The sequence below is a fragment of the Bradyrhizobium sp. PMVTL-01 genome, from assembly GCF_051861855.1.
In the GTDB taxonomy this organism is placed as follows: Bacteria; Pseudomonadota; Alphaproteobacteria; order Rhizobiales; family Xanthobacteraceae; genus Bradyrhizobium.
Genome location: NZ_CP193982.1, coordinates 357,183 through 370,187 on the forward strand (window position 1 = coordinate 357,183; position 13,005 = coordinate 370,187).

At 65.1% G+C, this 13,005-nt stretch carries 14 protein-coding genes; 7 read left to right on the plus strand and 7 right to left on the minus strand.

Features of this window, described 5'->3' with window-relative positions:
- The first annotated feature begins 261 nt into the window (after positions 1-261).
- The 3 genes from ACRQ5Q_RS01670 (at position 262) to ACRQ5Q_RS01680 (ending at position 2,429) form a co-directional block, all read left to right on the plus strand.
- Positions 262-816 carry a fasciclin domain-containing protein gene (locus ACRQ5Q_RS01670; protein ID WP_439372252.1) on the plus strand — a complete coding sequence of 185 codons (555 nt, stop codon included), beginning with the start codon at positions 262-264 and terminating at the stop codon, positions 814-816.
- A 186-nt stretch (positions 817-1,002) separates the two neighbouring features.
- Complete coding sequence (locus ACRQ5Q_RS01675; RefSeq protein ID WP_439395733.1) at positions 1,003-1,632, plus strand: cytochrome b/b6 domain-containing protein; 630 nt, start codon at positions 1,003-1,005, stop codon at positions 1,630-1,632.
- Between the two features lie 14 nt (positions 1,633-1,646).
- Positions 1,647-2,429: a molybdopterin-binding protein gene (locus ACRQ5Q_RS01680; protein ID WP_439372250.1), complete on the plus strand. Its 783-nt coding sequence runs from the start codon at positions 1,647-1,649 to the stop codon at positions 2,427-2,429.
- Between the two features lie 33 nt (positions 2,430-2,462).
- Here ACRQ5Q_RS01680 and ACRQ5Q_RS01685 read toward each other — a convergent pair whose 3' ends face one another.
- On the minus strand, positions 2,463-3,653 hold the full coding sequence (locus tag ACRQ5Q_RS01685; protein WP_439372249.1) for a YbfB/YjiJ family MFS transporter: 1,191 nt from the start codon (positions 3,651-3,653) through the stop codon (positions 2,463-2,465).
- Between the two features lie 132 nt (positions 3,654-3,785).
- Here ACRQ5Q_RS01685 and leuB point away from each other — a divergent pair, with 132 nt between their 5' ends.
- A complete protein-coding gene (gene leuB / locus ACRQ5Q_RS01690) occupies positions 3,786-4,898 on the plus strand; it encodes a 3-isopropylmalate dehydrogenase (protein WP_439372248.1) in 1,113 nt (370 codons plus the stop codon).
- Between the two features lie 113 nt (positions 4,899-5,011).
- Positions 5,012-5,647 carry a DapH/DapD/GlmU-related protein gene (locus tag ACRQ5Q_RS01695; RefSeq protein ID WP_439395734.1) on the plus strand — a complete coding sequence of 212 codons (636 nt, stop codon included), beginning with the start codon at positions 5,012-5,014 and terminating at the stop codon, positions 5,645-5,647.
- 215 nt (positions 5,648-5,862) lie between these two features.
- On the opposite strand, the gene ACRQ5Q_RS01700 is transcribed toward ACRQ5Q_RS01695, so the two are convergent.
- Entirely contained in the window at positions 5,863-6,246 is a 384-nt protein-coding gene (locus ACRQ5Q_RS01700; RefSeq protein ID WP_439372246.1) for a hypothetical protein, read from the minus strand.
- Positions 6,247-6,402: 156 nt separating this feature from the next.
- On the minus strand, positions 6,403-7,197 hold the full coding sequence (locus tag ACRQ5Q_RS01705) for a hypothetical protein (RefSeq protein ID WP_439395736.1): 795 nt from the start codon (positions 7,195-7,197) through the stop codon (positions 6,403-6,405).
- A 116-nt stretch (positions 7,198-7,313) separates the two neighbouring features.
- On the opposite strand from ACRQ5Q_RS01705, the gene ACRQ5Q_RS01710 reads away from it, so the two are divergent.
- A complete protein-coding gene (locus tag ACRQ5Q_RS01710; protein ID WP_212287415.1) occupies positions 7,314-8,348 on the plus strand; it encodes an aspartate-semialdehyde dehydrogenase in 1,035 nt (344 codons plus the stop codon).
- Between the two features lie 235 nt (positions 8,349-8,583).
- Here the strand turns inward: ACRQ5Q_RS01710 and ACRQ5Q_RS01715 are convergent, their stop codons facing one another.
- On the minus strand, positions 8,584-9,228 hold the full coding sequence (locus ACRQ5Q_RS01715; RefSeq protein WP_439395738.1) for a carbonic anhydrase: 645 nt from the start codon (positions 9,226-9,228) through the stop codon (positions 8,584-8,586).
- 111 nt (positions 9,229-9,339) lie between these two features.
- Here ACRQ5Q_RS01715 and ACRQ5Q_RS01720 point away from each other — a divergent pair, with 111 nt between their 5' ends.
- Positions 9,340-10,221: an HpcH/HpaI aldolase/citrate lyase family protein gene (locus ACRQ5Q_RS01720; protein WP_439372240.1), complete on the plus strand. Its 882-nt coding sequence runs from the start codon at positions 9,340-9,342 to the stop codon at positions 10,219-10,221.
- A gap of 48 nt (positions 10,222-10,269) precedes the next feature.
- Here the strand turns inward: ACRQ5Q_RS01720 and ACRQ5Q_RS01725 are convergent, their stop codons facing one another.
- The 3 genes from ACRQ5Q_RS01725 to ACRQ5Q_RS01735 form a co-directional block, all read right to left on the minus strand.
- A complete protein-coding gene (locus ACRQ5Q_RS01725) occupies positions 10,270-11,034 on the minus strand; it encodes a Crp/Fnr family transcriptional regulator (RefSeq protein WP_439375769.1) in 765 nt (254 codons plus the stop codon).
- A gap of 378 nt (positions 11,035-11,412) precedes the next feature.
- The gene (locus tag ACRQ5Q_RS01730) at positions 11,413-11,832 is read right to left on the minus strand and encodes a hypothetical protein (RefSeq protein WP_439395740.1); all 420 of its coding nucleotides are present in this window, start codon (positions 11,830-11,832) and stop codon (positions 11,413-11,415) included.
- 363 nt (positions 11,833-12,195) lie between these two features.
- Positions 12,196-12,981 (minus strand): hypothetical protein, encoded by a 786-nt coding sequence (locus tag ACRQ5Q_RS01735; protein WP_439395742.1) that lies wholly within the window; start codon positions 12,979-12,981, stop codon positions 12,196-12,198.
- Positions 12,982-13,005: the final 24 nt, after the last annotated feature.

Consider the following 13,005-nt stretch of genomic DNA (forward strand, 5'->3'; position numbering starts at 1 on the left):
CCAGGAATGTGTCCGCGGTGACAGTTTGGCTTGCTGCGTCGCTTCGCTCCTCGCAATGACGGGGCGGACGCACCCCCACGAACATCCCCCCGCATAGTTTCACGCATCACAAAGAATTTTTCTCCGAAACCGCATCGCAAACCCTCCCGTAGTTCGGTCCGACGACGGCGCTGCTGCTTCACGCCAAGGGGGACGCAAGCTCCGTTGTTGCCCAACTCAAACACCGGCCATCGCCGGCTCAATTCAATCGGGAGACACTCCATGTCGAAGCGCATTGCCTATCTCGCTGCCGCCGCCTTCAGCGCCCTCGCCGTCACCGCGACCGTCGTCGCGCCGGTGCGTGCCGAGGAGAAGACCGTCATGGTCGGCGGCGCCGCGATGTTCCCGTCGAAGAACATCGTCCAGAACGCGGTCAACTCGAAGGACCACACCACGCTGGTCGCGGCGGTGAAGGCGGCCGGCCTGGTGCCGACGCTGGAGAGCAAGGGCCCGTTCACGGTGTTCGCGCCGACCAACGCCGCCTTCGGCAAGCTGCCGGCCGGCACCGTCGACAATCTGGTCAAGCCCGAGAACAAGGCGACCCTGACCAAGATCCTCACCTACCATGTCGTGCCCGGCAAGCTCGAGGCCTCCGACCTCACCGACGGCAAGAAGCTGAAGACCGCCGAAGGCGAGGAGCTGACCGTCAAGAAGATGGACGGCAAGACCTGGATCGTCGATGCCAAGGGCGGCACCTCGATGGTGACGATCACCAACGTCAACCAGTCGAACGGCGTCATCCATGTGGTCGACACCGTGTTGATGCCGGCAACGTAACACCGCGCCCCCCCCCTGTTTCATCCCCGAACAGGGTGCTTTGCCGAGGCGAGCCGGGGGTGCCCGGCTCGCCTTCTTGTGACCATCATAGCCCGCGGGCATCGATTCCATGGCCAACGGGGCGTAACGAAAGCGGACGCACCGGCGTATACTCGCTGTCACACGGACGTTCAGGACGGAACCATCATGGCGAGCCTCACGGTCACCGACGAGCAGGTCAGGTCCACCCCGACCAAAGTGATCCAGCCGGCCTGGGTCCGCGTCATGCATTGGATCAACGCCCTCGCCATGATCCTGATGATCCTGTCGGGCTGGCAGATCTACAACGCCTCGCCGTTGTTCGGCTTCAGCTTCCCGCGCGAGTACACGCTCGGCGGTTGGCTCGGCGGCGCCCTGCTCTGGCACTTTGCGGCGATGTGGCTGTTGATGATCAACGGCCTCGCCTATCTCATAACCGGCTTCGCCAGCGGTCGCTTCCGGAAAAAGCTGCTGCCGATCACGCCATCAGGCGTGCTGCGCGACGTCAGGGCCGCCCTGACCTTCAAGCTCGGCCATGACGACCTCACCGTCTACAATTACGTGCAGCGCCTGCTCTATGCCGGCATCATCGTGGTCGGCGTGCTGATCGTGCTCTCGGGCCTCGGCATGTGGAAGCCGGTGCAGCTCTACTATCTCGTGATGCTGTTCGGCGATTATCCGACCGCGCGCTACGTCCATTTCTTCTGCATGGCCGCGATCTGCGCCTTCCTCGTCATTCACGTCCTGCTCGCGCTGCTGGTGCCGAAGAGCCTGCGCGCGATGATCATTGGCCGCTGATTAGGAGAATCATCATGGCCAAGCGCTCATTCCTCATCCCCGGCGTCGACAAGCGGCTGCTCATCAAGGACGCCATCAAGACGATGCCGGATTTCACCCGTCGCCGCTTCATTGCGGGCGGCGCCAGTCTCGGCGCGCTGACGCTGCTGACCGGCTGCGACGTCGTGGACTCGTCCTCGGCCGATACGCTGCTGGCACAGGTCTCGAAGTTCAACGACGCGGTGCAGTCCTTCATCTTCAATCCGGACGCGCTGGCGCCGACCTTCCCCGAGAGCGCGATCACGAAACCGTTCCCGTTCAATGCTTATTACGAGCTCGACGACGCGCCCGATGTCTCGGCTGCGGACTGGAAGCTCGAGGTCCGCGGCCTCGTCGACAACAAGAAGTCATGGACGCTGGAGGAGCTCTATCATTTGCCGCAGGTGACGCAGATCACCCGTCACATCTGCGTCGAGGGCTGGAGCGCGATCGGCAGCTGGACCGGCACGCCCTTGCGCGATTTCCTCAAGCTGATCGGCGCCGACACGCGCGCCAAATATGTCTGGTTCCAGTGCGCCGACAAGGACGGCTACAACTCGCCGCTCGACATGCGCAGCGCGCTGCATCCGCAGACGCAGATGACGTTCAAATACGCAAATGAGATTCTCCCACGCGCCTACGGCTTCCCGATGAAGATCCGCGTGCCCACGAAGCTAGGCTTCAAGAACCCGAAATACGTGGTCTCGATGGAAGTCACCAACGAGTACAAGGGCGGCTATTGGGAGGACCAGGGGTATAATTCGTTTAGCGGGAGTTAGTTGTCGTCCCGGCCTCCGCCGGGACGACATCGGTTACTTGGCCGGTCCCACCTTCCTTTGGCACAGCGCCGCCACGGCCCCGAGCGCCAGCAATGCCGCCGACACATTGAGCGCGTAACTCAAGCTCCCCAGCGCGTCCGTGATCGCGCCCACCACGATCGGCCCCAGCGTCTGGCCGACGCCGAACGAGATCGTCATCGCCGCGATCGCGGTCGGCCACACCTCGGGCGGGTAGTTGAAGCGCACGAAGGCCGTGGTCGAGCCGACCACGGCGAAGAAGGCGACGCCGAACACGATCGCGGACACCGCGAGCCAGGCCGGCGAATGCCCCAGCATCGGCAAGGCGGCGCCGAGTGCGTTGGTGCCGAGGATGATCGCCGTGGCGAGCCCGCCGCGGTCGAGCGCCAGCACGCTGCGCCAGGCCCAGGGCGTGACGAAGGCGGACAGGCCGATCAGGCTCCAGAACGCCGCCTGCGCCGCGGCGCCGCCGCCGCCGTCGCGCACATAGGCGATCATGAAGGTCATGTAGGCGATGTAGCCCGCGCCGAACAGGAAATAGCCGGCGAGATAAATCAGCACGGGCAGGATCGCAAAAGCGGCGTGGCTGCCTTCGGAGAAGCGCGCGCCGCTCTCGATGCGGATCAGGAACAGCGGGATCGTCATGGCGACGGACAGCAGCGTCAGCGCCCACCATACCAGCCACCACGAGCCCGGCCCGAAATGTTGCAGCGTGAACGGGGCGATCAGCCCGGAGGCGAGAATGCCGATGCCGGGCCCGGCATAGAACAGGCTGAGCAGGAAATTGGCCCGCTCGGGGCGCGACTGCGCGATCGCCGCAGCCAGCGCACCACCGGCGACGAAGCCGGCCGCCGCCCCCAGGCCCAGCACGAGCCGGGCAAGGCTCAGCGCGACGAAATTCCCGGTCAGCGCGCAGGTGGCGAGCGCCGCGACGCAGGCCAGGGTTCCGCCGCGGATGGCGGCCGACCAGCCGACGCGCCGGATCAGCCGCGACGCCAGCAGGGCGCCGACGAGGTAGCCGACGGCGTTGATCGTGTTCATGAAACCGGCCGCCGAGTAGGACCAGCCGAGGTCCTCCCGCATATCAGGCAGCACCAGCGCATAGGCAAAGCGGCCGATGCCGAGCCCGACCGTCGCCGCCAGCGACAGGGTCAGGATCAGCCGCGCAGGATGCGCGTCGGGCGGGGGGCGATCAGGCGCGTGCAAGGGGTACTCCGGCAGGCCGCACTGTGGCAGCCCCTGCCGGTCTTGCACAGCCGCGGCGCGGCAATGGTGTCTTGCCAAGCGCGCAACGCCGCTCTAGCACTCCGGCCGAATTCGATCTCAAAGGAAACGACCATGGCGACCCACAAATTGCTGCTGCTCCCCGGCGACGGTATCGGCCCGGAGGTGATGGGCGAGGTGAAGCGGCTGATCGATTGGCTGAATTCGGCCGGGATCGCCAAATTCGAGACCGACACCGGCCTCGTCGGCGGCTCCGCCTATGACGCCCACAGGGTGTCGATCTCCGAGGGCGATATGGCCAAGGCCAAGGACGCCGACGCGGTGATCTTCGGCGCGGTCGGCGGCCCGAAATGGGATGCGGTGCCTTACGAGGTGCGCCCGGAAGCCGGCCTCTTGCGCCTGCGCAAGGATCTCGCCCTGTTCGCCAACCTCCGTCCGGCCGTGTGCTACCCGGCGCTGGCGGATGCCTCCAGCCTGAAGCGCGAGGCGGTCGAGGGCCTCGACATCGTCATCGTGCGCGAGCTCACCGGCGGCGTCTATTTCGGCGAGCCCAAGACCATCACCGATCTCGGCAACGGCCAGAAGCGCGCCATCGATACCCAGGTCTACGACACCTATGAGATCGAGCGCATCGGCCGCGTCGCCTTCGAGCTTGCCAGGAAGCGCAAGAACAAGGTGACGTCGATGGAGAAGCGCAATGTCATGAAGTCGGGCGTGCTCTGGAACGAGGTCATGACCCAGGTCCACAAGCGCGAATATCCCGACGTCACGCTCGAGCATCAGCTCGCCGATTCCGGCGGCATGATGCTGGTGAAGTGGCCGAAGCAGTTCGACGTCATCGTCACCGACAATCTGTTCGGCGACATGCTGTCCGACATTGCCGCGATGCTGACCGGTTCGCTCGGCATGCTGCCGTCGGCCTCGCTCGGCGAACTGGACGTTAAGACCAAGAAGCGCAAGGCGCTGTACGAGCCCGTGCACGGCTCGGCCCCTGACATTGCCGGCAAGGGCCTCGCCAACCCGATCGCGATGATCTCGTCCTTCGGCATGGCGCTGCGCTATTCCTTCGACATGGGCGATCTCGCCGACAAGGTCGACGCCGCGATCGCCGCCGTGCTGGCGAGCGGCCTGCGCACCGCCGACATCAAGTCGGAAGGCACCACGGCCGCCTCCACCACGCAGATGGGCGAAGCGATCCTGCAGGAATTGCAGAAGCTGCACGCGTAAGGCGGGCACCGCTATCGTAGCCCGGATGAGCGAAGCGACATCCGGGACCTTGCCTGCAGTGTTCCCGGGTGTCGCTACGCTCACCCGGGCTACGACTTCATCGGAGCTCCTTCATGGATTCACCCCGCCCCAAGATCGCGGAAACCATCATCCATGAAACGGTGCGCCGGCGCGAGGCGCAGATCGGGCGGCGCTGCGAGGTCCTCGCCAACACCCGAATCGAATATGCCTCGCTCGGCGACTACTCCTATCTCGGCGAAAATTGCGACGTCGCCGATGCCGCCATCGGCAAGTTCACGGCGATCGCCAATTCGGTGCGGATCGGGGCGCCCAATCATCCGATGGGCCGCCCGTCCCAGCATCGCTTCACCTATGTCCCCGAATATTACCAGGCGAGCGCCACGCGTGATCGCGACTTCTTCGCAGGCCGCCGCGGCGATCGCGTCATCGTCGGCAATGACGTCTGGATCGGCCACGCCGCCATCCTTCTGCCGGGCGTGAAGGTCGGCGACGGCGCCGTGATCGCCGCGGGCGCGGTCGTCAGCCGCGATGTCGAGCCCTACACGATCGTCGGCGGCGTCCCCGCGCGTCCCATCCGCAAGCGCTTTCCCGATGCCGTTGCGGAGAGCCTGCGCCGCATCGCCTGGTGGGATTGGCCGGATGCGCTCATCTTCGAGCGCCTCGCCGATTTCCGCTCCGAGGCGATCGAGGAGTTTTGCCGGCGTTATGACCCGGCGGCGAATGCGTGACGCCTGGCCTCGGCCGTCATTGCGAGGAGCCCGCGCCAAAATTGCGCAGCAATTTTGCGCGGGCGACTAAGCAACCCAGAATCCTTCCGCGGAGAGATTCTGGATTGCGCCGCTGCGCTCGCAAAGACGACGGAGAGGCAGGAGTGCATGCGGCATCCTCTCGAACAAAAAGGCCGGGCGTGAGCCCGGCCTTTTGATTCGATGGTGACGCCCGCTCAGTACAGCGGGAAATTCTGCGGATAGCCGCCGACATCGGCCGGGGTCGAGAGCGGCTGGCGATCGATCGGGCGGTTGAGGTTTTCGCGGCCGAAGGACGGATAGCCGACCGCCGGCGGGAAAGCGTAGTCGGTGAACTTGCGGTCGCCAGGATTGACCTCGGTGCCGCCGTCGAGCCAGGAGCGCTTGCTGACATAGATGCGGGTGCGGCCCTGTTGAAAGACCGCGTTGGGGCCGCTCGGGCCGTAATAGGGCCGGCCGCGCTCGTCATAGCGCTTGGTCTTGGTGTCGGCCGCAGCCGGCGTCGCGAAGGCGATCGCAACCACGGCCCCCGCCGCAAGCCAGATCGCCAGTTTGTTCGCGGCAGAAATATTCGAGCTCATCACGTCCCCTTCAGGCGGCATGCCGCCAGTCGATTTCGCCCCATACTAGCCCGGCCGGGGTGGTTGCAACTAGGTCTATTGGGTCACACCAGCGCGGAATAATCGTGCCCGCCGGCAAAAGTCGCATGCAAACCAGCCACTTGAGCTTGATGCCGGTCAAAGCGCCCCGCGCAATTGCGCATTCGCGGCGCCGAGCAGCCAGTCCGGCGCGCCCCGCGACGCCCCTTGGGACTCGCAACCCCGGCGCTTCAGCTCGGCATGGGCGAACAATTCCGCCAGCTTCGGCTCGTTGCCGGAGGTGAGCAGCGTCAGCCGGTTCAGCGTGCAGGCGATCGCGGCGCGCTGGGCGGGCAGGGTATCGCCGTGGCAGGAGAAGCCGGAGATCTGCAGCGCCGGCTCCTCGCTGCGCTTGAGGTAGCCGAGGCAGGCCGCCGTCGCCGTGCCGCTCGGCCGGAACAGGGCAACGGGGCCGAATTTGGTGTCGATCAGGCCGGCCTGCTCGAGCGGGGTGTCCGCAGCCAAACCCATCTGGACGGCGAGGTCGGCTGCCGCCGGGCGGGCCACGTCGAATTCGCCGCCCTCGCGGTAGATCTCGAGCTGGGCCGCCGGCTTGTCCGCCTCGCCTGGCCAGCGCATCACGTCCTTGCGGCCTCCTTCCGGATGCCGGAGGATCGTATAAGAGACTGTTTTCTCAGCTGAATCGAGCCTGCTGAGGACGAAGGCCGGATGCGAGCGGTCGGCCACGCTCCAGCCCGGCTTTGGGGCGGGCTCATCGTCGCGCAAGGGAGGCAGCTGGCCGAGTCCCGCCAGGGCCAGGATGGCAAACAGCAGCAGCGCCCCCACATAGGCGAACAGGCGTGCCACCGTGCCGACCACCTCGTCGGCGAAGGCTGCGAGCGTCAGATGGATCTGGGTAGGGCTAACGGCCGTTCTGGCCTCTGGCGACTGCATCCACGGCCTTCGGGCATGGTCCAACGTTGTCTTGAGGCCGGTTCTCGCATAGAAGCGCTGCTCTTCCTGTTTAAGCGTCAGCTTCAGGAACGGGCTTTTTCATCGGAGAGTGAACGATGGGTTACAAAGTCGCAGTCGTCGGCGCGACCGGCAATGTCGGACGGGAAATGCTCAACATCCTGGATGAGCGCAAATTCCCGGCGGACGAGGTCGTGGCCCTGGCCTCGCGCCGCAGCGTCGGCGTCGAGGTCTCCTATGGCGACCGCACCCTGAAGGTCAAAGCGCTCGAGCATTACGATTTCTCCGACGTCGACATCTGCCTGATGTCGGCGGGCGGCTCGGTGTCCAAGGAATGGTCGCCGCAGATCGGCGCCGCCGGCGCGGTCGTGATCGACAATTCCTCGGCCTGGCGCATGGACCCGGACGTGCCGCTGATCGTCCCCGAGGTGAACGCGGCCGCGACCGAAGGCTTCAAGAAGAAGAACATCATCGCCAACCCGAACTGCTCGACCGCGCAGCTCGTGGTCGCGCTGAAGCCGCTGCACGACAAGGCGACGATCAAGCGCGTCGTGGTCTCGACCTATCAGTCGGTGTCCGGCGCCGGCAAGGACGCGATGGACGAACTGTTCTCGCAGACCAAGGCCGTCTACACCAATGACGAGCTGGTCGCGAAGAAATTCCCCAAGCGCATCGCCTTCAACGTCATCCCCCACATCGACGTCTTCATGGAGGACGGCTACACCAAGGAAGAGTGGAAGATGATGGCGGAGACCAAGAAGATCCTTGATCCCAAGATCAAGCTCTCCGCGACCTGCGTGCGCGTGCCCGTGTTCGTCGGCCACTCCGAAGCCGTCAACATCGAGTTTGAGAATCCGATCAGCGCGGACGAAGCCCGCGAGATCCTGCGCAAGGCGCCCGGCTGCCTCGTCATCGACAAGCAGGAGCCCGGCGGCTACGCCACGCCTTATGAAGCGGCCGGCGAGGACGCCACCTATATCAGCCGCATACGCGAGGACGCGACCGTGGAGAACGGTCTTGCGCTGTGGTGCGTGTCCGACAACCTGCGCAAGGGCGCCGCCCTCAACGCGATCCAGATCGCGGAAGTGCTGATCAACCGCAAGCTGATCAGCGCGAAGAAGAAGGCGGCGTAGGCCGTCGTTCTCTGCTCTCCTCGTCCCGGACAAGCGGGCCAAAGCGCGCGCAGATCCGGGACAGGCTCGCGCCGTTGCGCGGGCTGGCAACCACGAGTCTTCGCCAAGCAACTTCCTGTGGTTATGGGTCCCGGATCGGCGCAGCGCTCTGGACAACGCTGCGCGTTGCCAAGAGCTCCGCTCGGCCGGGACGACGATCGCATCTGAGGCGGCAGTTGCCCGCCTTCGAGCGATCCTAAGCCACGCTGCGCGCGTTCTTGAATTCCTTGCTCGCCTTGTCCAGCACGAACAGCGATCCCTCCGCGACACCGAAATAGGCGCCGTGGGTCTGCAATTGGCCGCTCTCCACGGCCTTGCGCACGAACGGGAAGGTCATCAGGTTTTCCAGGCTGCGGAACACCGCGGCCTTCTCGATGCGTTCGACGAATTGCGCCATGCTCTCGTGGTCGCGCTGCTCGACCACCTCGCCGGGCTTGATGAACATCTGCATCCATTTGCCGATGAAGTCGCCCGGCGTCAGCGGCTCGATCTTGTCGACGAAGGCGCGGATGCCGCCGCATTGCGCGTGGCCGAGCACCACGATGTGCTTCACCTTCAGCACCGTCACGGCATACTCCAGCGCCGCCGACACGCCATGCGCGTTGCCGTCGGGCTGATACACCGGAACGAGGTTGGCGATGTTGCGGACGACGAACAATTCGCCCGGGCCGACGTCGAAGATCACCTCGGGCGAGACGCGGCTGTCGCAGCAGCCGATCACCATCACTTCCGGGGACTGCCCCTTCAGCGACAGCTCGCGGTAGCGGGTCTGCTCGGTCGGCAGCCGCTGGGTGGCGAAGCCCTTGTAGCCTTCCAGCAAATGCTTCGGGAATGTCATCATGACCTATGCCTAACCATAGAGCCCGGGAACGAACAAGCCTTTCGAATGGGCAGGCCAGATGCTATCGGCTTCGGTCGGAAGACAGACGAGGAAACAGCAAGGAACGATCGCATGACCCGCCCGCGCCGCAGCCACCTGTTCATGCCCGGCTCCAACCCCCGCGCGCTGGAAAAGGCGCGGAACCTGGCCGCCGACGGCCTGATCCTCGATCTGGAAGACTCCGTCGCCCCCGAGGCGAAGGCGGTGGCCCGCGACGGGATCGCCGCCGCGATCGCGGCCAAGGGCTTTGGGAGGCGCGAGGTCCTGATCCGCACCAATGGTCTCGATACGCCCTGGTGGGCCGATGACGTCGCGATGGCCGCAAAGGCCTCGCCCGATGGGATTCTGGTTCCAAAAGTTTCAAGCATCGAAGATCTCGATACCATCGGCCGCCGCCTCGCCGAGCTCGGCGCCGCCCCCACCGTGAAGGTCTGGGCCATGATCGAGACCGCGCAGGCGGTGCTGCACGCCGAGGAGCTGGCCGCCGCCGGGCGCGATCCGAAGACCCGCCTCTCCGGTTTCGTGTTCGGCCCGAACGACATCTCGCGCGAGACGCGCATCCGAATGCTGCCGGGCCGCGCCGCGATGATCCCGATGATCACCCACTGCATCCTGGCGACGCGCGCCCATGGCCTCGAGATCCTCGACGGTCCCTATAGCGACATCGCCAATCCCGACGGCTTCGCCACCGAATGCGCGCAGGGCCGGGACCTCGGCTTCGACGGCAAGACGCTGATCCATCCCTCGCAGATCGAAGCCTGCAACGCGATCTTCACCCCGCCGGAGGAGGAAGTCGCGCGTGCGCGCAAGATCATCGCCGCGTTCGAATTGCCGGAGAACGCCTCGCGCGGCGCGATCCGTCTCGATGGTGCGATGGTCGAGCGCCTGCACGCCGAGATGGCGCGGCGCACGATCGAGATCGCGGATGCGATCGCCGCGATGGGGAAGGGCTGAGGCGCTTTACGCGCCAGGCGGAAATCTCCTGTCCCTCCAAGTGGAGGATCAAGCGGTCATCGCGGTTTCCCGGGAGGGCGTATCGGCAGGCTGCGGCGCGGCCAACTCCTGGCAATACATCCGATCGATGTTGCGCTGCATGAGCGCATAGCAATCGCATGCGACGCTCTCGAGCCGCGCCCGATGGATCTCGACAAACCCGCGCCGCTCGGACGGGATGGCACCGGCCTCTCGTAGCTTGTTCATCGTCAGAGTAACGGTCGGCCGCCGCACTCCCACCAATTGCGACAGCGCCTCCTGCGTCACCGGAAGCAGGTCCTGGGGGACGCGGTCGTGAAGCTGCAGGAGCCACCGCGCCATGCGGCCATCAACCCGGTGCAGCGCGTTGCAGGCGGCGACGTGCTGGAGCTGCAACAGCACGGCACGGGCGTGGACCTGCACGACATTCCTGATGGCTGCGCTTTGCGCATGGGCAGCGCGAAATTTGGCGGCGGAGATCACCGATGCAGTGCCGGCTATGCGGGCAATCGCAGTTACCGATGAAGGCGACGGGCCGAGCACGGAGAACGAGGCCAAAGCGCCCTCCCGTCCCATCAAGGTGGTCGCGACCGTTTGTCCGTCCGGCATATCGAGCATGAAGGCGATGGCGCCGCTATGGGGAAAATAGACCGGGTCGAGCTCATCGCCCGATCGCACCAGGACGGCATCGGGTTCGAACGAGACTTTCTGGAAGTGGGGCGTCAGCAAACCGAGATCCGCCGGCGGCAGCGCCGCCAACAGCCGATTCCCGATGCCCTTCCGGTGGGCAGTCACGGTGTCCTCGGTTGGACGAGCACCCAATGAACGACGGGATCCATCTGGTTCATTTGCCATGATTATCCGAAATACGAATTGCCCCGAACGGTAACGATCCAAACAGAGCCAAGAGGCGAGATCAAGCACGGATAATTGCCGTGAGCTTTCCTGCATCCTCACCGCGCAACAGTCATACTATTACCGCCCCGCTGCTGCCCGGCGAGGTTCGCACGAGGTGGGAGCTCCGCTGTACGCTGCCGTCAGCGGTGCGGCGGATGGCCGGGTCTTCGGACCGCAACCTGAAGGATTCGGCTACTCGTCGCAGCACTACAGGATGTTGAAAGAGCGGCTTTACGAGATCGTCGAAAAGTGACCACGACATCGCACAAACGCGCGTCAGCGCGGCGCGAGGTCGGCGCGGTCGAGCGATTCCAGCGTCGCGGCGTTGCCGCAATAGCCGTGATAGTTCTCCGCGGCGGTGCCGCCAGCGAGGTCGCGGTCGCACTCTCCCTTGTGATTGCAGAGCGAGCAGACCCGCTCCATGTCGCGCAGCAACAGCGGCTGTGCGCGGGCGAGGCCTTCGGCGCTGATGCCGAGCTGTTCCAGCATCTTCGGCAGCTCGTCGGCAGCATGCTTGCCGTTGCGGACCAGCTCTTCGAGATCATCAGGCGCGATCCTGAGATCGGCCGCGATCCGGTCGAAATCGGCGTGATCGAGCTGCCGCATCTCGTTCATCTCGCGGCGATGCTTCAGCCAGTTTGCGAAGGACTCGATGAGGTCCTGAACGATGGGATAAGGCCTGCTTGCGGTGCTCATGCGAGGCTCCGTTGGGATCGTGCAATTGGAGCCAGACTAGGCACAATGGTGCAGGAGCGCGTTGCGCTGGATCAAATTGGGAAGAGCGGCCGCGAGCGCTCAACCTTTTCTAAACGTAGAGCTATCGCATTGAGAGCGGGTTTCCCGGCGGCCCATCCTTCGAGACGCCCGCCTTTGGGGCGGGCTCCTCAGGATGAGGACGGAATGCGCGGCAGCGATTTCGACAAGCACCGATGCCGATTAGCCTCATCCTGAGGAGGCGCGGAGCGGTCGTCTCGAAGGACGAGGCGTGCGCTCCGACCATTCCAAAGGCCATATGTGACAGCCCAGCGTGCAAGCTGGAGAGCGCTTACGGCACAGCAGCTAGCCAAACCTCTCCGCCGCCCAGGCATAAAGGCTGCCCGGAATTGGCTTCTCGCCGCCGCGCCCCTTGGGCGAGATGTGCAGGCCGATGATCTCGGGGTTGGTGACGAGGTCGAGATAGCTGGAGGGATCGAAGAACAGTTTTGGCTGCGCATGCACGGCGTAGAACGACTGCTTCGGGAGTGCGTTCCGCAATTCACCGGTGCGGCGCGCGAGCGCGGTGAGCGCCGCGGGTCCGTAGATGGCAACACGAATATCCGAGAGCCTGTTCGAGCCACCGCGCAGGCGGCGCATCATGAAGGTGATGCGATGGCGCAGCGACAGCCAGTTCGGCGTCAGCTCCTCCTGCTCCATCAGCTCCTCGAACGCGCGCACGATGCCATGGTCGGGCGGCAGATAGATCACGGAATTGCCGAGCTGGCGTGGCCGCTCCCAGGCGAAGTAGGGCTTTGCCGGATCGATCTCGACGGGCTTCAGGAGCAGCACGTCGGCATCGAGCCAGAGGCCGAGGCCCTTCGCCATCAGCTTCATGCGGAAGAAGTCGCTGAACTGCAGCGTGGTCCAGTCGCGCCAGCTGCCGTCCGGCTGCAGCGGCCGCAGCCGTTCCGAGAACGCGTGCGGCAGGATCGCCTCTGCCTCGGCATTCGCGACACCCGCCGGCAGGCCGGGAATGGGGTCGAAGCTGTAGACCGTGACCTTGTGACCGGCCGCGAGCTGCGAGCGCAGACAGGTCTGGCGCAGTGCGTCCATCGGGCCATGCCAGAAGGTGACGATCTCGGGCAGCATGCGCACAAACCAGGAGATAAGCCG

Bases quoted from the DNA above. Each gene is read 5' to 3' on its own strand.
- ACRQ5Q_RS01680 (WP_439372250.1), top strand. From the start codon at position 1,647: ATGGCCAAGCGCTCATTCCTCATCCCCGGCGTCGACAAGCGGCTGCTC.
- ACRQ5Q_RS01730 (WP_439395740.1), bottom strand. From the start codon at position 11,832: ATGAGCACCGCAAGCAGGCCTTATCCCATCGTTCAGGACCTCATCGAG.
- ACRQ5Q_RS01735 (WP_439395742.1), bottom strand. From the start codon at position 12,981: ATGCTGCCCGAGATCGTCACCTTCTGGCATGGCCCGATGGACGCACTG.
- ACRQ5Q_RS01695 (WP_439395734.1), top strand. From the start codon at position 5,012: ATGGATTCACCCCGCCCCAAGATCGCGGAAACCATCATCCATGAAACG.
- leuB (WP_439372248.1), top strand. From the start codon at position 3,786: ATGGCGACCCACAAATTGCTGCTGCTCCCCGGCGACGGTATCGGCCCG.
- ACRQ5Q_RS01675 (WP_439395733.1), top strand. From the start codon at position 1,003: ATGGCGAGCCTCACGGTCACCGACGAGCAGGTCAGGTCCACCCCGACC.
- ACRQ5Q_RS01705 (WP_439395736.1), bottom strand. From the start codon at position 7,197: ATGCAGTCGCCAGAGGCCAGAACGGCCGTTAGCCCTACCCAGATCCAT.
- ACRQ5Q_RS01670 (WP_439372252.1), top strand. From the start codon at position 262: ATGTCGAAGCGCATTGCCTATCTCGCTGCCGCCGCCTTCAGCGCCCTC.
- ACRQ5Q_RS01715 (WP_439395738.1), bottom strand. From the start codon at position 9,228: ATGATGACATTCCCGAAGCATTTGCTGGAAGGCTACAAGGGCTTCGCC.
- ACRQ5Q_RS01700 (WP_439372246.1), bottom strand. From the start codon at position 6,246: ATGAGCTCGAATATTTCTGCCGCGAACAAACTGGCGATCTGGCTTGCG.
- ACRQ5Q_RS01720 (WP_439372240.1), top strand. From the start codon at position 9,340: ATGACCCGCCCGCGCCGCAGCCACCTGTTCATGCCCGGCTCCAACCCC.
- ACRQ5Q_RS01710 (WP_212287415.1), top strand. From the start codon at position 7,314: ATGGGTTACAAAGTCGCAGTCGTCGGCGCGACCGGCAATGTCGGACGG.